Below are 19,895 nucleotides of genomic sequence, written 5' to 3'. Positions count from 1 at the left end.
TCTTGAGGGAGGTCGGTCAGAATGACAGCTGTCGCAACGATTGCCTTCCGCAAACGCTTCGGGCCGCCGCCGCACCGTTAAGTCGCCCGATCCGCTTCCCGTCCCGGCTCGCGCCGACGCGAAGCGATACCGCGCGCCCGCGGCCCTCCGAGCCTCTCCGCTCGCACGCCCCGCCAATGCCCATGCCCTGATCGCGCCGGACCTGCGCGCGCTCCGCCAGCGGAGCCCGGTCCCGGCGCCTGCTTTCGAGACCTCGCCATGACCGAGCACTACGAAGACGACGAAGAGATCAAGACCAAGAGGGTCCTGTCCAACCGACAGGTCCTGACGTTCATCGGCGGCTTCTGGCTGCGCCGGCCCGTGCTGTTCTGGGCGGCGGTCGGCCTGATGCTGGTCGCCATCGTCTTCGACCTGATGCTGCCTTGGGCGGCGGGCCGGCTGGTGGACGTGGTGGCGGCCACGCCGCGCGAGCCGCCCGCGGCCTGGACCGCCTGGGCCGTGTTCGTGGGCGTCTACCTGGCCTTCTCCCTGGTGCGGAACCTGGCCTTCCGGTTCTGGAACCCCATGGCCGCGCACAACATGAAGGAGATGACCGACGAGGGCTTCCAGCGGGTGCAGGCCTTCTCGGCCGACTGGCATGCCGACCACTTCGCCGGCTCCACGGTGCGCAAGCTGTCGCGCGCCATGTGGGGCTACGACATGGTCTCGGACGCGGTGGTGCTGTGGCTGGGCCCCGCGCTGGTGGTGCTGCTGGGCCTGTCGGCGACCATGGTCGTGCGCTGGCCCATGGTCGGGCTGTTCTCCATGGCCGTGGTGGTGCTGTACATCGCCTCGAACCTGCTGCTGACGGTGAAGTACGTCCGGCCGGCGAACCTGAAGTCGGTGGCGCTGGACACCCGGATCGGCGGGGCGCTGGCGGATTCCATCTCGGCCAACCCCACGGTGAAGGCCTTCGGCGCCGAGCCCCGGGAAGAGGCGCGGATCGGCGACATCACCAGCACCTGGCGCAAGGCCACCCTGATCACCTGGACCCGCTTCATCGACGTCTGGCTGGTCCAGAACATGATCCTGGTGGTGCTGCAGGCGGGCCTGTCCGGCCTATTGATCCGCCTGTGGGCGCGCGGCGAGGCGAGCGCGGGCGACGTGGCCTTCGCGGTCACCTCGTTCCTGCTGATGAGCGGCTACCTGCGCAACATCGGCGAGAACATCCGCATGATGCAGAAGGGCCTGGACGACGTGGAGGACGTGGCCGCCTTCGCGGTGGCGGACCTGCAGGTGCCCGACGCCGCCGCCGCGCCGCCGTTCCGCGGCGAGCTGGGCGAGATCGCCTTCGACCGGGTGACCTTCCGCTACAAGTCGGCGGAGGAGCCGCTCTATCGCGACTTCACCCTGATCATCGCCCCCGGCGAGCGTGTGGCCCTGGTCGGGCCGACGGGCTCCGGCAAGTCGACCTTCGTGAAGCTGCTGCAGCGGCTGTACGACGTGAACGGCGGGCGCATCCTGATCGACGGCCAGGACATCTCGAAGGTGACCCAGGGGTCGCTGCGGCGGGCCATCGCCGTGGTGCCCCAGGACCCGGCCCTGTTCCACCGGACGATCGCCGAGAACATCGCCTACGCCCGGCCCGAGGCGACGCTGGAGGAGATCGCGCTGGCGGCGAAGCGGGCGCGGGCGGACGACTTCATCCGCCGGCTGCCCAAGGGCTACGACACCCTGGTCGGCGAGCGCGGCGTGAAGCTGTCGGGGGGCGAGCGGCAGCGGGTGGCCATCGCCCGCGCCTTCCTGGCCGACGCGCCAATCCTGGTGCTGGACGAAGCCACCTCGTCGCTGGACGTGGAGACCGAGCGCCAGGTGCAGGCGGCGACCGAGGAACTGATGGCCGGGCGGACGACCATCGTCATCGCCCACCGGCTGTCGACCATCCGCGGCGCCGACCGGATCCTGGTGTTCGACCAGGGCCGCATCGTCGAGGAAGGCCGGCATGCGGAGCTGGTGCAGAAGGGCGGGGCCTATGCCCGACTGCATGCAGTGACGGAGGGGGTGGCTTAGGGTTTTTTGCGCCTTTGGCGCCCCCTCCGTCTCGCCGCTCCGCGACGATCCACCTCCCCCGTTCCACGGGGGAGGAGCGAGTGAGTTCGCGCTGGCTCCTCCCCTGCGTAGCGGGGGAGGTGGCTGGCGGCGTAGCCGTCAGACGGAGGGGGCGTGAGGCAGCTTCGCCAGCCGTTCGCGCGCCATCTGCCACATCCATTCGACGACCGCTTCGGGATCGTCGAGCACGGTGGAGGCCGGGATTCGCACCACCTCGATTCCGGCCGCTGCGAGGAACGCGTCGCGCCGGTCGTCGCGGGCTGGGCGATCTCCGAAACCGTGGCCTTGGCCGTCGATCTCGACGCAGAGCCGCGCGGGTGCGCAGTAGAAGTCGAGGACGTACGGCCGGATCGGGTGCTGGCGCCGGAACACCGGCCGGCCCCGCTCCCGGCGGCGAACGCGCACCCAGATCAGCTTCTCCGGCAAGCTGAGCTCGCCGCGGAGCTTCTTCGCGAACGCATGGTTTGGGGTGGGGGATCTCATGGGTTTTGGCGGCGGCCTTGCGCCCCCTCCGTCACGCGGCTGCGCCGCGCGCCACCTCCCCCGCCTTGCGGGGGAGGAGCGGTCTGAGTCTCGCTCCTCCCTCGTGAAACGGGGGAGGTGGATCGGCGCGAAGCGGCGAGACGGAGGGGGCGTGAGGTGGCGTTACAGAACATCGCCCAGCGCGCCCGCCAGGTCGCCCTTCGGCTCCACGCGGACGTTCTCCAGCCCCAGCCAGGCGGCCATGCGCCGGAGCTCGGCGGCCAGGTTCGCGGGGGTGTCGGCGCTGGCCCAGGGTTCGGCGTGGGCGGACTGGACGATCAGGACGCCGGCCTTGCGGTCGGCCTTGAGGTCGACGCGGGCGGTGATCGCATCGCCCTCCAGGAAGGGCAGGACATAGTAGCCGTGGGTGCGCTTCTCGGCCGGGGTGTAGATCTCCAGCCGGATGCGCACGCCGAACATCCGCTCAGTCCGCTCCCGGAACCAGATCAGGTTGTCGAAGGGCGAGAGCAGGGCTTGGGCGGCGATCTTGCGGGGGCGCCGGGCGGCGGGGTCAAGATAGGCCGGCTCGCGCCAGCCCTTTACCGTCACCGGGGTGAGGGCGCCGGCCTCCGCCAGTTCGCCGACCCGGGCGCGGGTCTCGGCCACGCCCATGCGGAAATAGTCCCGAAGGTCGCGCTCGGTGGCGACGCCCATGGCGCGGGCGGCGATGGCGACGAGCCGGCGCTGGGCCTCGTCGCGCGGCGGGGTCGGCGCATCGTGGATCGCAGCGGGCAGCACCTTGTGCGGCAGGCCGTAGACCCGCTCGAACGTGCCCCGACGGGTGGCGGTGGTCAGTTCGCCCGCCCAGAACAGGCTTTCGACGGCGCGCTTGGCCTCGCTCCAGCCCCACCAGCCGCCCTCGCCCTTGTGGCCCATCTCCAGCTCGGAAGCCGAGAGCGGACCGCGGGCGGCGATCTCCTCCAGGACGCGGTCCAGGAATTCCCGCCGCTCGCGCATGAACCGGGCGATGCCCTTCCAGGTCCCGACGCCCTCGCGCGCATCCTGCATGCGCCAACGCAGCAGGGGCTGGGCGGAGAGGGGCAGAAGCGAGGCTTCATGCGCCCAGTATTCGAAGAGCGGCCGCTTCCGCGCCCAGGCCAGCTCTTCCAGCAGCTCGCGCGGATAGGCGCCCAGCCGGGAGAAGGCCGGCAAGTAGTGGGTGCGCGAGACGACGTTGACCGAGTCGATCTGCACGACGCCCAGCCGCTCGATGAGCTTCGTGAGCTGGCGGCGCCCGACAGGGGCGTCGCGGGAGCCGCCGAAGCCCTGGGCCGCCAAGGCGATGCGGCGGGCCTCTCCGGCCGTCAGCGTATCGCGGATCATCGACGCCCCTCCCGAGTCGCTCCGGGGGCGAGCCTAGCGATGGAACGAACGACGAACAATCATGGTGAACCCATGGTTAACGGCGAACGCGTCGCTCTCGAAGGTCGCGAGAACGGAGCCGGAAAGTCCTGCCGAGACTTGTGACGGATCGCCGCGGGTCAGTGCTCGAGCCGCCCGTCGGTCACCGCTGCGACCTCGAACGGGTACACGATCTTGGGATTCGGAGGCGCGACGCCCTTGGCGACGTCTGGCGGCGCCAGCTCCTTTAGCAGGTGGCGGATGATGTTGGTGCGGGCGGCCTGCTTCTTGTCGGTGTGCACGATGGTCCAGGGCGCCTCCAGGCAATGGGTGCGGGTCAGCATCTCGTCCCGGGCCTTGGAGTATTCGTCCCACTTTTCCTGGGCGACGGCGTCCAGCGGGCTGACCTTCAGCGCCTTCAGCGGATCGCTGCGGCGGGCCTTCAGGCGGGCGGCCTGTTCGTCGCGGGAGATGTCGAGCCAGAGCTTCACGATCTGGATGCCGCTGTCGACGAGCATGCGCTCGAAGACGTTCACGTCGCGCAGGAAGATTTCCTGCTCCTCAGGCGTGGCGAAGTTCATCACCCGCTCGACGCCGGCCCGATTGTACCAGGAGCGGTTGAGGATCACGAGTTCGCCCGCCGCCGGCAGGTGCGGCACGTAGCGCTGGAAATACCACTGGCTGCGCTCGCGGTCGGTGGGCTTGGGCAGGGCCACGACCCGGGTGTTCCGGACCGAGAGATGCTCGGTGATCCGCTTGATCGCGCCGTCCTTGCCGGCGGTGTCGCGGCCCTCGAAGATCACGAGGTCGCGTTCCCCCATATCCATCGCGCGCTGCTGGAACCGCACGAGCGCCACCTGCAGGGCCTCGAGCTCTTTTTCGTCGTCGGACTTGGCCATCGCGGGATAATGCGCGGAATTGCGAGAGGGTGTCAGGCGAAAGTGGACGCCGGCTTCGCCGAGGACACCCCCTCCAAGAACGAGGTCGAGCCTTTTCATCCCGCTCAGGCGATTTCGCCTGAACGGGAAAGGCTCTAGGGGGAGCCAATGATCCGCCTGTTCGTGCCGCACGATCTCGCCCCCGGCGCCGCGCTGGACCTGGACGAGGGCCAGAGCCGCTACCTGGTCGCGGTCATGCGCCAGGCGGTGGGCGACGAGGTGGCGGTGTTCAACGGCCGCGACGGCGAATGGCGCGCGAGCCTGGCCAAGGTGGGCAAGAAGGCCGTCACCCTGACGGCCCTGTCCCGGACGCGGCCGCAGGAGACGGGCCCCGACCTCGACCTCGTGATCGCCCTCGTCAAACGGGCCCGTCTGGAGACGATCGTCGAGAAGGCCGCGGAACTGGGCGCGCGCCGGGTGCTGCCCGTGGTGACCGAGCGGACCAACGCCGACCACACCCGGGTCGAGCGGCTCCAGGCCATCGCCGTCGAGGCGTCGGAGCAGACCGGCCGGCTGGACGTGCCGCAGGTGCTGGAGCCGGAGAAGCTGGACCGCATGCTGGCCCGCTGGGACGTGGGCCGCCAGCTCCTGTTCTGCGACGAGGCGGGCGATGCGCCGCCGGTCCTGGCGGCGGTGAAGGCGGGCGGGCCCTGGGCGATCCTGATCGGGCCGGAGGGCGGATTCTCGGCCCGCGAGCGGGCGCAGCTGCGGGCGCTGCCCTATGCCGTGCCGGCGGGGCTGGGCCCGCGGATCCTGCGCGCGGACACCGCCGCGATCAGCGCGCTCACCCTGTGGCAGGCGGGGGCCGGCGACTGGCGCTGAGCTTGGCCATGGCAGAAAACCTAAAGCGGCCTTGAGCTTGGCAGAATTGCGCCCACCTATCCTGACGGCGTAAAGACGCGACTGCGCGGGACCCTCACCCGGCGTGACGGCGTTCTGGCCGGGGAGGAATGTATGGCCGAAGTCGCCTGCGACGATCGACCCCTGGTGTTCGAAGACCTGGTCCGCTGGATGGCGGACGGGGCCAAGCCCGCGAGCGAATGGCGCGTGGGCGCGGAGCACGAGAAGTTCGTCTTCCGGCTGGCCGACCACTCGCCCGTTCCCTACGAGCCGAATGGCATCAAGGCCCTGCTCGACGGCCTCACCCGCTTCGGCTGGGCGCCGGTGTACGAGGGCGAGAACGTCATCGCCCTGGAGCGCGGCCTCGCCAACGTCAGCCTGGAGCCGGGCGGCCAGTTCGAGCTGTCGGGCGCGCCGCTGGAGACCATCCACGACATCTGCGAGGAGACGGGCCAGCACCTCAACGAGGTCAAGGCGGTGGCCGACGAGCTGGGCCTGGGATTCCTCGGCCTGGGCTTCACGCCGGACTGGACCCGCGCCGACGTGCCGGTGATGCCCAAGGGCCGCTACAAGATCATGCGCCAGTACATGCCGAAGGTCGGCAAGCTGGGCCTCGACATGATGTTCCGCACCTGCACGGTGCAGGCGAACCTCGACTTCTCGTCCGAGGCGGACATGGTGGCCAAGTTCCGCACCAGCCTGGCGCTGCAGCCGATCGTCACGGCGCTGTTCGCCAATTCGCCGTTCATCGAGGGCAAGCCGTCGGGCTTCGTCTCCAGCCGCGCCAACGTCTGGACCGACACCGACCCCGACCGGACGGGCATGCTGGACTTCGTGTTCCAGGACGGCTTCGGCTTCGAGACCTACGCCCGCTATGCGCTGAACGTGCCGATGTATTTCGCCAAGCGCGGCGACCGCTACATCGACCTGGCGGGCCGGTCCTTCGTGGACTTCATGGACGGCAAGCTCGGCGAGCTGCCGGGCGAGCGCCCGACCCTGAAGGACTGGGCGGACCACACGACCACCATCTTCCCCGAGGTGCGGCTCAAGAAGTACCTGGAGATGCGCGGCGCCGATTCGGGGCCGTGGAGCCGGCTCTGCGCCCTGCCGGCGCTGTGGATGGGGGTGCTGTACGACAGCGCCGCCCTGGCCGCGGCCTGGGACCTCTGCAAGGACTGGAAGATCGAGGACCACGAGCGCCTGCGCGCCGACGTGGCCCGCCGGGGCCTGCAGGCCGAGATCGCCGGCCGCAAGGTCCGGGACGTGGCGGTGGACCTGGTCGCCATCGCCAGGCAGGGGCTGAAGAACCGCAACCGCCTGTCCGGCGGCCTGGTGGACGAGACGGGCTACCTGGCCGAGCTGGAGCATATCGCCGACAGCGGCGTGACGCCGGCCGAGCGGCTGGTGGAGCTGTACAACACCCAGTGGAAGGGCGACGTGAGCCGGGTCTACGAGGACTTCGCCTACTAGCGAAGGGCCGCGCCGGCCACACTAGCCCTTGCCGGCGCCCGCCGGGCCCGCTCTGAGGTGGCGTATGGGTGTGTGGTCCGGATCCTGTCACTGCGGCGCCGTCCGCTTTCGCGTCGCGGCCGAGATCGAGGAGCTGACGCGCTGCGACTGCTCGCTCTGTCGGCGAAAGGGCGCCCTGATGGCCAAGGTCCCCGAAAGCGGCCTGACGGTGGAGGCGGGCGAGGAGAACCTCACCCTCTATCAGTGGAACACGGGGGTCGCCCGCCACTGGTTCTGCCGCACCTGCGGGATCTATCCGTTCCACCGCAAGCGGTCCGCGCCCGACAGCTATGGCGTGAATGTGGGTTGTCTCGAAGACTTCGATGTGACCGCCTATCCCTACCGATTGGCCGACGGCCTGACGATGAGCGTGCGGCCGCCGGGCGCGCGCCCGGAATGGACGGGACCACGCGAGGGGTAGGATGGCGGTGAAGCTTCCGAAGTACGCCCATTGGGTCGCCGAGCGGCGGTTCCTGGTGGACCCCGCCAACCTGCCCGGCCTGGACCCGGCGGGGGCGCGGCGGATCGAGGACCTCTACATCGACGGCGGCCGGCTGCGGCTGCGCGCGATCACGCACCTGTCCACCGGCGAGCGCGAGTTCAAGCTCGCCAAGAAGTACGCGCCGGACAACCCGCTGATCGGGCCCATGACCAACCTCTACCTCAGCGCCGAGGAGTACGAGGTGATGTCCAGGCTGCCCGGCGCGCGCATCGCCAAGCTGAGGCACAAGCTGGGCGCCTTCGTGGTGGACGTGTTCGAGGGCGCGCTGCAGGGCCTGGTGACCGCCGAGTGCGAGGCGACCAACCGCATGGCGGCCATGGCGGTGGAGATCCCGGCCTGGTGCGTGCGGGAGGTCACCGACGAGATGGCCTACACCGGTGGCGAACTGGCCCGCGCGCAGTCGGCGCCGGGTTAGCGGACGCCGCCTTCGAGGCCCGGCGTCTCGACGTTCGGCTCCCAATGCTCGCGCTGGGCGTGGCCGTCGCCGGCGTCGGTGTGCTGCACCACCTCGTCCACCGCGCGCGGTTCCTGCGGCGCCTCGGCAGGACGCGGGTTCACGGCCGCGTCGTCGACTTCGTAGAGCTCGACCTGGTCCGGATAGAAGGCCAGATGCCCCGCGATGGCGCTCATGGCCGGATAGGGGGTCTCATAGGTCCAGACCCCGTTCTCGGCGAAATGGCCGTCCATCAGCAGGGTGTAGTAGCTGGCGTCGCCCTTGTAGGGGCAGTGCGTGGTGCGGTCCGTGCGGGACATGTACTCGGTCGAGACATCCTCGCGCGGGAAGTAGACCACCGGAGGATAGGTCGCTTCCTTCAGGACGAGGGCGTTGGCGCTGTCGGCGATCACGTGGCCGTAGAAGCGCGCGCGCCAGCGGCGGGTCGCAGGCGTGATGGTGATGGGGTGGTCGGGGCCGGGAATCTTCATGCGGGAGGTCCTCCTCGCCGGTGTGAACGCATCGGCCGCGTTCGGGCTGCGTCGGATATGGGGGCAGCGTTCGTCGACGCCAGGGCCCCCGCGGGCGCAGCCTTGCTTGTGCTGGGCCGACCTAAGTGGTTTTGTGCCCTTCACAATCCGCGTGACAGGAACGGGGGCGTTCGCCTGCACGCGAGCCTTTAGGGAAGCGGAACCCTCTCCACATGAATCTGATCGTCCTTCTCGGGATCGTCGTCACGCTCGCGACCGGCGTCCCGGTGCTGCTCCAGCTGCTGCGCAACCATCCGCGCGGTCTGATCATCCTGTTCTTCGCCGAGATGTGGGAGCGGTTCTCCTACTACGGGATGCGCAGCATCCTGATCTTCTACCTGACGCAGCACCTGCTGTTCGACGACGAGACGGCGAACCTCCAGTACGGGTCGTACACCTCGCTCGTGTACCTGCTGCCGCTGCTGGGGGGCATACTGGCCGACCGGTACCTGGGCACGCGCAAGGCGGTGGCGTTCGGCGCCCTGCTCCTGGTGGCCGGCCACCTGACCATGGCCTTCGAAGGCTCGCCGGCGAAGCAGACCCTGACCTATGCCGGCCAGACCTACGAGGTGGTCCTGGACGGGCGGATGGAGAACCGCGAGGTGAAGCTGATGGTCGCGGGCCAGCCCTATGAGTTCGGGCCGGCGGCCGCGGGCGGGCTGGAGATCAAGGACCTGCCGACGGGCGGACCCCTGCCGGCCGTGCTGCCCGAGGGCTCGTACGAGCTGAAGAACCAGGTCGACCTCCTGGGCAAGAACGCCTTCTACCTGGCCGTCTCGCTGATCATCATGGGCGTCGGCTTCCTGAAGCCGAACATCTCGACGATCGTGGGCCAGCTCTATCCCCAGGGCGACCCGCGCCGGGATTCCGGCTTCACCCTCTACTACTACGGCATCAACCTCGGGGCGTTCTGGGCCTCGGTCCTGTGCGGCCTCCTGGGCACCAACTTCGGCTGGTGGGCGGGCTTCGGCCTCGCCGGCGTCGGCATGCTGGCCGGCTTCATCGTCTTCGTGCTGGGCAAGAAGCACCTGGAGGGCAAGGGCGAGCCGCCGAACCCGGAGCTGCTGGCCAAGCCGGTGGCCGGGCCCATCAACCGCGAATGGCTGATCTACCTGGCCGGGGTGGCGGGCGTGCTGCCGATCTGGTGGCTGGTCCAGCGCAACGACGTGGTGGGCACGGCCCTGACCTGGTCGTCGGGCCTCGCGTTCCTGTTCATCGCCTACGTCATCGCCTTCGTCTGCAAGACCTGGGTCGAACGGCAGCGGATGATGCTGGCCGTGGTGCTGATCCTGGGGGCGGTGGTGTTCTTCACCCTGTTCGAACAGGCGGGCACCTCGCTCAACCTGTTCGCGGCGCGCAACGTGGATCTGGTGGGCGTGACCGCCGCCCAGACCCAGTCGTTCAACGCCGGCTACATCCTGATCTTCGCCCCGATCTTCGCCGCGGCCTGGGCCTGGCTGGCCGCGCGCAAGCGCGACCCGAACCCCACGCTGAAATTCGGCCTGGGGCTGCTGCAGGTGGGCCTGGGCTTCATGATCGTGGTCTGGGGCGCGGGCTTCGCCGACGACCAGTACCGCCTGCCGATGATCTTCCTGGCGCTGCTCTACATGTTCCACACCACGGGCGAGCTCTTCCTCTCGCCGGTGGGCCTGTCCGAGATCACCAAGCTGTCCCTGGCCAAGGTGGTCTCGTTCATGATGGCGGTGTGGTTCCTGGCCTCGTCCATCGCCCAGTACGTGGGCGGCACGATCGCCGCCATGGCCGGCACTCACACCGTGGGCGGGCAGGTCACCGATCCCAAGGCCTCGCTGGAGGCGTCGCTGACGGTGTTCAACATGCTGGGCCTGTGGGGCATGGGGATCGGCGTGGGCTTCATCGTGCTCAGCTTCTTCATCAAGGGCTGGGCGCACGGGGTGAACGACCCGGAAAACCACCCTCAGCCCGAGCCGATCGCCCCGGTTCTCGACGGCGAGCGCCAGGCGGTGAACCCCGCCGCGATCCGCGCCGACCGCCAGAGCTGAGGCGAGGGCCGGACATGACGAAGGCCGCGGAGCGATCCGCGGCCTTCGCTGCTTTCCGCGCGAGGATCAGGCGCCGAAGGTCTTGCGGATCCGGACGTAATACATGCGGCCGAACTGGATATCCTGGTCGTCGATCCGGGCCGCAACAGGGTTCGTCTTCCGCGAGCCATCGAAGACCTCAACCGTCCGGCGCAGGCCGCGGGAGGTGACGTTGGGCAGTTCGAACCGCACCTGGATATCGGGCCGCGGCCGCCATTCGGCGAAGGGACGCACGTAGGTCTTCAGCTTCACCGTCTCGATCAGCGCCACGCGGTAGGAGGTCTCGCGCCAGGCGCCGTAGGCGTCGACGCCGTAGCTCAGCCGCCATTGGGGCAGGTCGTGGCTGAAGGTGGCGTTCCAGTCGAGCGGATGCAGGTCGGAGATCTCGCGCTTTCGGCCAGTGGTCGGGTCCTTGACGCTGGACCAGCGTTTGGTGATGTCGCCCTTGAGCTGGGCGCCCTTCAGGCCGAAGCGGGTCAGGGGCAGGGTCAGCTCGGCGCTGATCTCGTCCTTGGTTCCGCTGCCGATGTTGGTGGGGCTGTCGAAAACGGCGCCGCCGGGGCCGGGCAGCGGGCCCACGTCGACCACGTCGCTCAGCTCGGAATGCCGGGCGGTCAGCACAAGCACGCCGTCGCCCAGGAAGCGCTGCTCGACGGCGACCTCGGCGACCCAGGCCTGCTCGGGCTCCAGATCGGGGTTGCCGGCGGTGACGCCGGAGCCGGAGTTGAAGCTGGAATCGGCCACGAAGTCCGCGAAGTCGAGCTGGCCGACGACCCGCTCGAACCGGGTGCGGAGCTGAGTGTTCGGGGTCGGCGACCAGGAGACCAGCAGGCGCGGCTTGGCGAAGTGCAGGGTCTTCTCGAGCGAGACGTCGCCGTCGGAGGAGATCTTGGAACCCTCGAACCGCAGGCCGCCTTCCACCGTCCATTGCGACGTGGGCCGCCACACCGCCTTGCCGAACAGCTCGCCGCGCTTCTCCTCGACGGTGACATTGGCCGCGGGCAGGTCCTGCGGCACGCCGTTCTCCGTATAGAGGGTCGTGCTGTCGAGCTTGTTGAACGCGCCCTCGGCGCCCGCTTCGAGCGACAGCTTGTCGTTGAACCGGTACTTCAGCACCGAGCGGGCGATGGTCTCGCTGGTCTCACGCTCCAGGGCGAACAGACCGCCGCTCGGACCGAAAGCCGACTGCGAGGTGACCTCACGGTCCCGGGTCTGGTGCAGGCCGATCAGCTCCAGCTTGGTGCGGGCGCCGAAGTCGCGATCGAAGCGGCCGCCGATCTCGTTCTCGAACAGGCGGACGTTGTCGTCGATGGTGATCAGGCCGGGCGCCGGGAAGCTGATGACCTCGTCCTGCTCGAACTTGAACTTGGCGCCGAAGTGCCGGGCGTTCAGGCGCACCTTGCCGCCGGCCAGCGGCTGGGCGTAGGCGCCGGTCAGGGTGTAGTTCCCCTCGGTGCCCTCGGAATCGATGTCCGAACGCCGCAGCACCTCGCCGTCCGGTCGGATGCGGATGCCGGGCCCGTCGCCGGCGCCGTCGTCCGCTCCGAAGCCATAGCGCGCGGAGGTCTCCCAACTGCGGCCGTCCTTGTCGCCAGACAGTTCCAGGCGCACGCCATGCAGGTCGCGGCCGTCGTAGATGTGGTTGGCGGCCACGGCGAACAGGCCACGGAAGCCGCCGACGCCCTGGCGGCGGACGATGTTGGCGATCACCGACTTGCCCTGCATGTCGATGCCCGGCGCGCCGCCGCGGATCACTTCGATCCGCTCGACCTGGCTGGCGGGCAGGCGACGAAGGATCTCTTCGAGGTCGTCGGTCTTGCTGGTGGGCCGCTGGCCATCGATCAGCACGTTGCCGCCGCCCCCTTCGAAGCCGCGGATCTCGTCGCCATCGTCGAAGGCGAAGCCGGGCAGGCGAAGCACCATCTCATGGGCGTTGGATGGCTGCTGGGCGGCGAAGAACGCGGCGGGATAGGCGATCACGCCTTCCTGCGGCGTGGCGGCGGCTTCCGGCGCGGCGGCGACGGCCGCCTGCGCCAGCAGGTGCATAAGCAACATTCGAGAACTCTCCCCAAGTCAGGGGAAGAGGTGCCCGCGCAATGTTACGTCGGCGAGTTAAATGGCCGTAAGGTGCATTAAATCTGAGACATAATTGCCGAAGTCAGGCCGTGGGCGGCCACTCGGGGAATTGCGGCGCGTCGTCGCCGATGACGGCCCAGCCGGGCTTGTCCGCGACGAAGATGTGGCCCGAGACGGCGAGCTCCGGCTGGTCGTCCAGGCTGCCGGCGGGGACGAACCAGCGGCCGTGCGGACCCAGGTGCGGCATGGGGCAGCCGCAGGTCTCGCAGAAGGTGGTGCTCCAGCCGGACGGCAGGGCGAAAGTCTTCAGCGCCGCTTCGCCGGACAGCCACACCAGCCTGTCGGCCTTGACCGAGAGGACGGCGTTGGAGCCGGCGCCGGACACGCGCCGGCACTGGGAGCAATGGCAGAACCCGACGGGCGGCAGGCGGCCGGTCACGCCCCAGCTCACCTGGCCGCAGAGGCAGCGGCCGGTGGCGGAGAAGGGCTCGGCCGCCCGGCTCAAACCGCGGTGCCGCCGACCGTCAGGCCGGTGATCTTGAGCGACGGCTGGCCGACGCCGACGGGGACGCTCTGGCCCGACTTGCCGCAGACGCCGACGCCGGGATCGAAGTCGAAATCGTCGCCGATCATGGTGACGCGGGTCAGGGCCGAGGGCCCGTCGCCGATCAGGGTGGCCCCCTTCACCGGCGTGGTCAGCCTGCCGTCCTCGATCAGGTAGGCCTCGGTGCACTGGAACACGAACTTGCCGTTGGTGATGTCCACCTGACCGCCGCCGAAGTTGGCGCAGTAGAGGCCACGTTTGGTCGAGGCGATCATCTCCTCGCGCGGGGTGTCGCCGCCCAGCATGCCGGTGTTGGTCATCCGCGGCATGGGCATGTGCGCATACGACTGCCGGCGGGCGTTGCCGGTGGGGGACAGGCCCATCAGCCGGGCGCTCATCCGATCGTGCATGTAGCCCACCAGGATGCCGTCCTCGATCAGGATGGTCCGCTCGGTGGGCGTGCCCTCGTCGTCCACGGTCAGCGAGCCGCGGCGGTTCAGCAGCGTGCCGTCGTCGAAGACGGTGACGCCCGGGGCGGCCACCCGCTCGCCGATCTTGCCCGAGAAGGCCGAGGTGCCCTTGCGGTTGAAGTCGCCTTCCAGCCCGTGGCCCACGGCCTCGTGCAGGAGCACGCCGTTCCAGCCCGGGCCCAGGACCACGTCCATCTCCCCGGCGGGGCAGGGGACGGCGTCGAGGTTGGTGAGCGCCTGGCGCAGCGCCTCCTCCACCTGGGCCTGCCACTTGTCGGGGCTGATCCAGGCTTCGAAGCCGGCGCGGCCGCCAGCGCCGGTGTAGCCGTTCTCGCGCTTGCCATCGCGTTCCACCGTCACCTGCACGTTGATGCGGCACAGGGGGCGGACGTCGCGGATCAGCCGCCCGTCGGCGCGCAGAATCTCCACCGTGCGGCGCTCGCCGGCGATGGCGGCCATGACCTGGACGATGCGCGGGTCGCGGGCGCGGGCCCAGGCGTCGATCTCCTGCAGCAGGGCGACCTTGTCCGAGAAGGCGGGCGAGGCGAGGGGATTGTCCTCGCCGTAAAGCTTGGCGTTGGTGGCGCGCGGGGACACCGCGGCCGTGCCGGCGTAGCCGCGCTTGGCCAGCCGCGCGGAGTCGGCGGCGCGACGGATCGCCGCTTCGGAGATCTCGGACGAATGGGCGTAGCCGGCCGTCTCGCCCGCCACGACCCGCAGGCCGAAGCCTTCGGTGGCGTCGTAGGACGCCGACTTCAGCCGGCCGTCGTCGAACAGGAACGACTCGCTCTCGGAGCGCTCCACGAACAGTTCGCCGTCATCGGCGCCGGCCAGGGCGTCGCCCAGGATCTCGCGGGCGCGGGCCGGATCGACGCCGGCGGAATCGAGGATGGAGGGCGCGGGGACGGGAGCGTTCATCGGTCAAAGATAGGCGCCCGGGCGGGCGGCGTCACCCGCGACGTGTCACCGCTTCAGCGGATCGTGGGCCCAGTTCATCAGGCTCCAGCGCCAGCGGGTGTCGGTGACGTCCCCCCAGGGGCGCTGGGCCAGGTGCCGGCGGCAGTAGCCGATGACCTTCTTCATGTGGCGATAGTCGGCGTCGGTGAGGTCCTGCGCCGGCGTGTCGCGGATCTGCAGGATCTTCCTCGCCGACTGGCGGCCCACCGATTCGGTCTCGCCCTTGCGGACCATTCCGACCTTCCGGCTCTCCGGCGTCTCCAGCCAGGCCTGCAACTCGGCCTGCGTCATGTTGGCCAGCCGACCGAATTCGCGCCGGATCGCGGCCTCCTCGTCGGGGCTCAGGTGCATCGGGAACGGCCTCCGGGAACGGGGTGCGGCGCGAGCACCCCCTGTAAGGGCCGCCAACGCCTTGGCAAGCTCCGGGGATGCGCGTATGGACCCCCGCGAAGGGGCCGGTCGGGCGTCGCGAAAGCTGCGTCTGCGCGTCCCGTTCCGAAGTCGTCGGAGGCGTCCGCCCGGTTCGCGGGGCCCCCGGCCAGATAGACCGAGGGGACATGAAGTCGAGCTTTCACGGATTGCGGACGCGGGCGGCGGGGGCCCTCGCGGGCGCGGCGACGGCGTTCTGGGGCGCCGCGGCGATGGCCGCCGACAAGTTCGGCCAGCCGACGGACAAGGCGATCGACCTGCAGCCGGGCGTGACGCCCCTGCGCGAAGACGCCATCTGGTTCCACAACGTGATCCTGCTGCCGATCATCACGGTCATCACGCTGTTCGTGCTGGCCCTGCTGGTGTGGGTGGTGGTGCGCTACAACAAGCGCGCGAACCCGGTGCCGGCGAAGTGGAGCCACAACACGCTCATCGAGGTGGTGTGGACCCTGGCGCCGGTGCTGATCCTGGTCTTCATCTCGATCTTCTCGTTCCGGCTGCTGTTCGCCTACAACGACATGCCCAAGCCCGACCTGACCATCAAGGCGACGGGCTACCAGTGGTACTGGGGTTATGAATACCCCGACCAGAAGATCGGCGAATTCGTCTCCAACATGCTGCCGGAGGACGAGGCCAAGGCGAAGGACGCACCGTTCCGCCTGGCCGCCACCGAGCCCCTGGTCGTGCCGGTGAACAAGGTGGTGCGGGTCCAGGTGACCGGCGCCGACGTGATCCACGCCTTCGCGGTGCCCTCCTTCGGCATCATCACCGACGCGATCCCGGGCCGCCTGAACGAGACCTGGTTCAAGGCCGACCGCATCGGCACCTACTACGGCAACTGCCGCGAGCTTTGCGGCGTGGACCACGCGTTCATGCCGATCGAGGTCCGGGTGGTGAGCCAGGCCGACTTCGACGCCTGGGTCGCCAGCAAGGGCGGCTCCAAGGCGGGCGCCGCGCCGGCCGCCCCCGCAGCGGCTCCGGCCGCCGCGGACGCCGCCGCCGCGGGCCAGCCGGCCGCCGCGACCTCGCAGGTCAATCCTGCCGCCCCGCCTCCCGCGACGCCCGAGCCTAAGGCTCCCGCCGCCGCCACCACGCCTGCGCCCACGGCGCCGGCCGCGAAATAACCTCAGGATCCGCGTAAGATGGCTCAAGCCGCCGCTCACGATCACCACGACGACCACGGGGAGCACATCCCCGGGTTCTTCACCCGCTGGTTCCTCTCCACGAACCACAAGGACATCGGCACGCTCTACATCATCTTCGCCATCATGGCGGGGATCGTGGGCGGCGCCCTGTCCGGCCTCATCCGCTGGGAGCTGATGGAGCCCGGCATCCAGGTCTTCACCAAGGGCAGCCTGCTGGACAGCCTGGGGATGATCGAGGCCTCGAAGCACGGCTACAACGCCGTGGTCACCGCCCACGCCCTGATCATGATCTTCTTCATGGTCATGCCGGCGATGATCGGCGGGTTCGGGAACTGGTTCGTGCCGCTGATGATCGGCGCGCCGGACATGGCGTTCCCGCGGATGAACAACATCTCCTTCTGGCTGCTGGTGGCGGCCTGGGTGCTGCTGCTGTGCTCGATGTTCGTCGACGGCGGCCCGGGCAAGGGCTTCGGCGGCGGCTGGACGCTCTATCCGCCGCTCTCCACCTCGGGCCACACCGGCCCGTCGATGGACCTGGCGATCCTGTCGGTCCACCTGGCCGGCGCCAGCTCGATCCTGGGCTCGATCAACTTCATCACCACGATCTTCAACATGCGCGCGCCGGGGATGACCCTGCACCGCATGCCGCTGTTCGTCTGGTCGGTGCTGGTGACCGTGTTCCTGCTGCTGCTCTCGCTGCCCGTGCTGGCCGGCGCGATCACGATGCTGCTCACGGACCGCAACTTCAACACGCACTTCTTCGACGCCGCCGGCGGCGGCGACCCGGTCATGTACCAGCACCTGTTCTGGTTCTTCGGGCACCCGGAAGTGTACATCCTGATCCTGCCCGGCTTCGGCATCATCTCGCACATCGTGGCCACGTTCTCGCGCAAGCCGGTCTTCGGCTACCTCGCGATGGCCTACGCCATGGTCGCCATCGGCTTCATCGGCTTCGTCGTGTGGGCGCACCACATGTACACGGTCGGCATGGGCATCGAGCTGCGCGCCTACTTCGTGGCCGCCACCATGGTGATCGCCGTGCCCACGGGCGTGAAGGTGTTCAGCTGGATCGCCACGATGTGGGGCGGCTCCATCGACTTCAAGACGCCCATGCTCTGGGCGATCGGCTTCATCTTCCTGTTCACCGTGGGCGGCGTCACGGGCGTGGTGCTGGCCAACGCCGGCATCGACTACAGCCTGCACGACACCTACTACGTGGTGGCCCACTTCCACTACGTGCTGTCGCTCGGCGCCGTGTTCGCGATCTTCGCGGGCTTCTACTACTGGTTCGAGAAGATGTGGGGCGTGAAGTACAACGAGTTCCTCGGCGCCACGCACTTCTGGATCACGTTCGTCGGGGTGAACCTGATCTTCTTCCCGCAGCACTTCCTGGGCCTCCAGGGCATGCCGCGCCGCTACATCGACTATCCGGAAGGCTTCGCCTACTGGAACAAGATCTCGACTTACGGCTACGTCATCACGGCCGTCGGCGTGGGCGTGTTCCTCGTCATCCTGCTGGAGGCGGCCGTCCGTCGCCGCAAGGCCGAGGCGAACCCCTGGGGCGAAGGCGCCACGACGCTGGAGTGGACGCTGTCCTCGCCGCCGCCGTTCCACCAGTTCAACGAACTGCCGGTGGTCAAGCCCGACGTCCACTAGGACCGCCGGGCCCCATCCGGGACCACATTCGGGGGGCGCGCGCCGCACGGTGCGCGCCCTTCGGACATTCTGAGAGTAAGATCGCATGGCCATGGCCACGGCCCACACCAATCCGCGCGCGATCGCCCGCTGGCAGGACTTCCTCCAGCTGCTGAAGCCGCGCGTGATGTCGCTGGTGATCTTCACCGCCCTGACCGGCCTCGTCTGCGCCCCGGACCGGATCAACCCGATCCTGGCGGCCGTGGCGGTGCTGTGCATCGCCGTGGGCGCCGGCGCGTCGGCCGCGCTGAACATGTGGTACGACGCCGACATCGACGCGAAGATGCGCCGCACGCGCGGCCGTCCCGTGCCGGCCGGGCGGGTGCAGGGCGCCGACGCTCTGGCCCTGGGCGTGGTGCTGTCGCTGTTCTCGGTGATGCTGATGGGAATGGCGGTGAACTGGTTCGCCGCGGGCCTGCTGGCCTTCACCATCGTCTTCTACGCCGTGGTCTACACCATGTGGCTGAAGCGCTGGACGGCGCAGAACATCGTCATCGGCGGCCTGGCCGGCGCGCTGCCGCCGGTGATCGGATGGGCGGCGGCGACCGGCACGGCGCCGCTGAACGCCTGGCTGCTGTGCGCCATCATCTTCATGTGGACGCCGCCCCACTTCTGGGCCCTTTCGCTCTATACGTCCGAGGACTACGCCAAGGCCGGCGTGCCGATGATGCCGGTGGTCAAGGGCGCGGCCTCCACCCGCCTGCAGATCCTGATCTACAGCCTGCTGCTGATCCCGGTCTGCGTGGCGCCGGCCTTCACGGGCCTGGGCGGCGCGGGCTATCTGGCGGTCTCCACGCTGGGCGGGCTGGTGTTCCTGCTGCTGGCCTTCCGGCTCTACCGCAGCCGGGCGGGCGAGGCGGCGGACCCGCGCAACGACGACGGCCTCTACGACGTGCGGGCCGGCGCGCGCGACGCCCGCAACCTGTTCGCCTTCTCGATCCTGTACCTGGCGCTGCTGTTCGCGACCCTCCTGGCCGAACACCTGATGGGCGCGCGCCCCCTGGAGCTGTTCCGATGAGCGATCCCGGCCGCGAGGACGAAGCCGCCGCCAAGGCCCGACGGGGCCGCAACATCGCCATCGCCCTGGGGCTCGTGGCGTTCGTGATCCTGGTCTATGTGGTCACCGTGGTGAGGATGGGCGCAAGTGTCGCAGACCGGCCTTTCTGAGATCGAGCGCAAGCGGAACGCCAAGGTCGCGGTCATCTGCGCCTTCACGTTCTTCGGCATGATCGGCGCCTCGTTCGCGGCGGTCCCAGTCTATCGCGCCTTCTGCCAGCTCACCGGCTTCGACGGGACGCCCCGGCGCGCCACCGCGGCGGCCGACGCGGTGCTGGGCCGCACCCTGACCATCCGCTTCGACGCCAACGTCCGCGACCTGCCCTGGACCTTCACCGCCGAACAGGTCGCGCAGGAGGCCAAGATCGGCGAGACCAAGATCGCCTTCTTCAAGGTGAAGAACAATTCCGACAAGCCGATCACCGGCCGGGCGCTGTTCAACGTCGTGCCGGAGCAGGCGGGGCCCTACTTCCAGAAGCTGCAGTGCTTCTGCTTCGAGGATCAGACCATCGCGCCCGGCGCCACGGTCGACATGCCGGTGCTCTATTACGTCGACCCGAAGTTCGTCGACGACATCAACACCAAGGGCAAACAGGAGGTGACGCTGAGCTACACCTTCTTCCCCAGCACCTCGAAGGAAGCGCAGGCTGCCCCGGCGAAGGATCACAGGGTCGCGGCGCCCACGGCGGCCATCCAGGGCGACTGACGCCCGCGCTCGCCCGCATAGCGGTCCGATCCGGAACCCAGGCGCGGGCCCGCC

At 69.3% G+C, this 19,895-nt stretch carries 19 protein-coding genes; 11 read left to right on the top strand and 8 right to left on the bottom strand.

Annotated elements, in window-relative coordinates:
- Nucleotides 1–258 precede the first annotated feature (258 nt).
- Complete coding sequence (locus AX721_RS08920; protein ID WP_068875665.1) at nt 259–2,049, top strand: ABC transporter ATP-binding protein; 1,791 nt, start codon at nt 259–261, stop codon at nt 2,047–2,049.
- A gap of 138 nt (nt 2,050–2,187) precedes the next feature.
- Here the strand turns inward: AX721_RS08920 and AX721_RS08915 are convergent, their stop codons facing one another.
- From AX721_RS08915 to ppk2, 3 genes are all read right to left on the bottom strand, one after another.
- On the bottom strand, nt 2,188–2,571 hold the full coding sequence (locus tag AX721_RS08915) for an endonuclease domain-containing protein (RefSeq protein WP_068875664.1): 384 nt from the start codon (nt 2,569–2,571) through the stop codon (nt 2,188–2,190).
- Between the two features lie 162 nt (nt 2,572–2,733).
- Nucleotides 2,734–3,930 (bottom strand): winged helix-turn-helix domain-containing protein, encoded by a 1,197-nt coding sequence (locus AX721_RS08910; protein WP_068875687.1) that lies wholly within the window; start codon nt 3,928–3,930, stop codon nt 2,734–2,736.
- 161 nt (nt 3,931–4,091) lie between these two features.
- Nucleotides 4,092–4,850, bottom strand: a complete 759-nt coding sequence (gene ppk2, locus AX721_RS08905; RefSeq protein ID WP_068875663.1) for a polyphosphate kinase 2 — start codon at nt 4,848–4,850, stop codon at nt 4,092–4,094.
- A gap of 147 nt (nt 4,851–4,997) precedes the next feature.
- Between ppk2 and AX721_RS08900 the strand changes: the two genes are divergently transcribed.
- The 4 genes from AX721_RS08900 to AX721_RS08885 all read left to right on the top strand — a co-directional run bounded on the left by AX721_RS08900 (nt 4,998) and on the right by AX721_RS08885 (nt 8,155).
- Complete coding sequence (locus tag AX721_RS08900; RefSeq protein ID WP_068875662.1) at nt 4,998–5,711, top strand: 16S rRNA (uracil(1498)-N(3))-methyltransferase; 714 nt, start codon at nt 4,998–5,000, stop codon at nt 5,709–5,711.
- 132 nt (nt 5,712–5,843) lie between these two features.
- Nucleotides 5,844–7,199 carry a glutamate--cysteine ligase gene (locus AX721_RS08895; protein WP_068875661.1) on the top strand — a complete coding sequence of 452 codons (1,356 nt, stop codon included), beginning with the start codon at nt 5,844–5,846 and terminating at the stop codon, nt 7,197–7,199.
- 64 nt (nt 7,200–7,263) lie between these two features.
- Nucleotides 7,264–7,659: a GFA family protein gene (locus AX721_RS08890; protein ID WP_068875660.1), complete on the top strand. Its 396-nt coding sequence runs from the start codon at nt 7,264–7,266 to the stop codon at nt 7,657–7,659.
- A 1-nt stretch (nt 7,660) separates the two neighbouring features.
- A complete protein-coding gene (locus AX721_RS08885) occupies nt 7,661–8,155 on the top strand; it encodes a hypothetical protein (protein WP_068875659.1) in 495 nt (164 codons plus the stop codon).
- Here AX721_RS08885 and AX721_RS08880 read toward each other — a convergent pair.
- On the bottom strand, nt 8,152–8,664 hold the full coding sequence (locus AX721_RS08880) for a DUF427 domain-containing protein (RefSeq protein ID WP_068875658.1): 513 nt from the start codon (nt 8,662–8,664) through the stop codon (nt 8,152–8,154). The two genes, AX721_RS08885 and AX721_RS08880, sit on opposite strands and share 4 nt — an antisense overlap.
- Nucleotides 8,665–8,876: 212 nt before the next feature.
- Here AX721_RS08880 and AX721_RS08875 point away from each other — a divergent pair, with 212 nt between their 5' ends.
- Nucleotides 8,877–10,724 carry a peptide MFS transporter gene (locus AX721_RS08875; RefSeq protein WP_068875657.1) on the top strand — a complete coding sequence of 616 codons (1,848 nt, stop codon included), beginning with the start codon at nt 8,877–8,879 and terminating at the stop codon, nt 10,722–10,724.
- A 66-nt stretch (nt 10,725–10,790) separates the two neighbouring features.
- Here AX721_RS08875 and AX721_RS08870 read toward each other — a convergent pair whose 3' ends face one another.
- The 4 genes from AX721_RS08870 to AX721_RS08855 form a co-directional block, all read right to left on the bottom strand.
- Nucleotides 10,791–12,818 carry a TonB-dependent siderophore receptor gene (locus tag AX721_RS08870; protein ID WP_082765341.1) on the bottom strand — a complete coding sequence of 676 codons (2,028 nt, stop codon included), beginning with the start codon at nt 12,816–12,818 and terminating at the stop codon, nt 10,791–10,793.
- Between the two features lie 103 nt (nt 12,819–12,921).
- Nucleotides 12,922–13,344, bottom strand: coding sequence for a GFA family protein (locus AX721_RS27870; protein ID WP_068875655.1), 423 nt, complete (start codon nt 13,342–13,344; stop codon nt 12,922–12,924).
- On the bottom strand, nt 13,341–14,771 hold the full coding sequence (gene tldD, locus AX721_RS08860; protein WP_068875654.1) for a metalloprotease TldD: 1,431 nt from the start codon (nt 14,769–14,771) through the stop codon (nt 13,341–13,343). Before tldD ends, AX721_RS27870 begins: the two co-directional genes overlap by 4 nt.
- 45 nt (nt 14,772–14,816) lie before the next feature.
- The gene (locus tag AX721_RS08855) at nt 14,817–15,161 is read right to left on the bottom strand and encodes a DUF3140 domain-containing protein (RefSeq protein WP_068875653.1); all 345 of its coding nucleotides are present in this window, start codon (nt 15,159–15,161) and stop codon (nt 14,817–14,819) included.
- A 206-nt stretch (nt 15,162–15,367) separates the two neighbouring features.
- On the opposite strand from AX721_RS08855, the gene coxB reads away from it, so the two are divergent.
- From coxB to AX721_RS08835, 5 genes are all read left to right on the top strand, one after another.
- Nucleotides 15,368–16,363: a cytochrome c oxidase subunit II gene (gene coxB, locus AX721_RS08850; protein WP_068875652.1), complete on the top strand. Its 996-nt coding sequence runs from the start codon at nt 15,368–15,370 to the stop codon at nt 16,361–16,363.
- Nucleotides 16,364–16,381: 18 nt separating this feature from the next.
- Nucleotides 16,382–18,040 carry a cytochrome c oxidase subunit I gene (gene ctaD, locus AX721_RS08845; protein WP_068875651.1) on the top strand — a complete coding sequence of 553 codons (1,659 nt, stop codon included), beginning with the start codon at nt 16,382–16,384 and terminating at the stop codon, nt 18,038–18,040.
- 85 nt (nt 18,041–18,125) lie between these two features.
- Entirely contained in the window at nt 18,126–19,097 is a 972-nt protein-coding gene (gene cyoE, locus AX721_RS08840) for a heme o synthase (protein ID WP_068875650.1), read from the top strand.
- The gene (locus AX721_RS27865; RefSeq protein ID WP_197422513.1) at nt 19,094–19,246 is read left to right on the top strand and encodes a hypothetical protein; all 153 of its coding nucleotides are present in this window, start codon (nt 19,094–19,096) and stop codon (nt 19,244–19,246) included. Before cyoE ends, AX721_RS27865 begins: the two co-directional genes overlap by 4 nt.
- Complete coding sequence (locus AX721_RS08835; protein ID WP_068875649.1) at nt 19,224–19,841, top strand: cytochrome c oxidase assembly protein; 618 nt, start codon at nt 19,224–19,226, stop codon at nt 19,839–19,841. Before AX721_RS27865 ends, AX721_RS08835 begins: the two co-directional genes overlap by 23 nt.
- Nucleotides 19,842–19,895 lie beyond the last annotated feature (54 nt).

Origin of the sequence: Phenylobacterium sp. CCH9-H3, from assembly GCF_001557235.1 — a bacterium.
In the GTDB taxonomy this organism is placed as follows: Bacteria; Pseudomonadota; Alphaproteobacteria; order Caulobacterales; family Caulobacteraceae; genus Phenylobacterium.
This window is presented reverse-complemented; position numbering and strand designations above follow the sequence as displayed.

What these genes read in the sequence shown, in the direction of transcription:
- ppk2 (WP_068875663.1), bottom strand. Translation starts at nt 4,850, where the DNA reads ATGGCCAAGTCCGACGACGAAAAAGAGCTCGAGGCCCTGCAGGTGGCG.
- AX721_RS08890 (WP_068875660.1), top strand. Translation starts at nt 7,264, where the DNA reads ATGGGTGTGTGGTCCGGATCCTGTCACTGCGGCGCCGTCCGCTTTCGC.
- AX721_RS08870 (WP_082765341.1), bottom strand. Translation starts at nt 12,818, where the DNA reads ATGTTGCTTATGCACCTGCTGGCGCAGGCGGCCGTCGCCGCCGCGCCG.
- AX721_RS08880 (WP_068875658.1), bottom strand. Translation starts at nt 8,664, where the DNA reads ATGAAGATTCCCGGCCCCGACCACCCCATCACCATCACGCCTGCGACC.
- AX721_RS08900 (WP_068875662.1), top strand. Translation starts at nt 4,998, where the DNA reads ATGATCCGCCTGTTCGTGCCGCACGATCTCGCCCCCGGCGCCGCGCTG.
- AX721_RS08885 (WP_068875659.1), top strand. Translation starts at nt 7,661, where the DNA reads ATGGCGGTGAAGCTTCCGAAGTACGCCCATTGGGTCGCCGAGCGGCGG.
- AX721_RS08875 (WP_068875657.1), top strand. Translation starts at nt 8,877, where the DNA reads ATGAATCTGATCGTCCTTCTCGGGATCGTCGTCACGCTCGCGACCGGC.
- ctaD (WP_068875651.1), top strand. Translation starts at nt 16,382, where the DNA reads ATGGCTCAAGCCGCCGCTCACGATCACCACGACGACCACGGGGAGCAC.
- tldD (WP_068875654.1), bottom strand. Translation starts at nt 14,771, where the DNA reads ATGAACGCTCCCGTCCCCGCGCCCTCCATCCTCGATTCCGCCGGCGTC.
- cyoE (WP_068875650.1), top strand. Translation starts at nt 18,126, where the DNA reads ATGGCCATGGCCACGGCCCACACCAATCCGCGCGCGATCGCCCGCTGG.
- AX721_RS27865 (WP_197422513.1), top strand. Translation starts at nt 19,094, where the DNA reads ATGAGCGATCCCGGCCGCGAGGACGAAGCCGCCGCCAAGGCCCGACGG.
- AX721_RS08915 (WP_068875664.1), bottom strand. Translation starts at nt 2,571, where the DNA reads ATGAGATCCCCCACCCCAAACCATGCGTTCGCGAAGAAGCTCCGCGGC.
- AX721_RS08920 (WP_068875665.1), top strand. Translation starts at nt 259, where the DNA reads ATGACCGAGCACTACGAAGACGACGAAGAGATCAAGACCAAGAGGGTC.
- coxB (WP_068875652.1), top strand. Translation starts at nt 15,368, where the DNA reads ATGAAGTCGAGCTTTCACGGATTGCGGACGCGGGCGGCGGGGGCCCTC.
- AX721_RS08895 (WP_068875661.1), top strand. Translation starts at nt 5,844, where the DNA reads ATGGCCGAAGTCGCCTGCGACGATCGACCCCTGGTGTTCGAAGACCTG.
- AX721_RS08855 (WP_068875653.1), bottom strand. Translation starts at nt 15,161, where the DNA reads ATGCACCTGAGCCCCGACGAGGAGGCCGCGATCCGGCGCGAATTCGGT.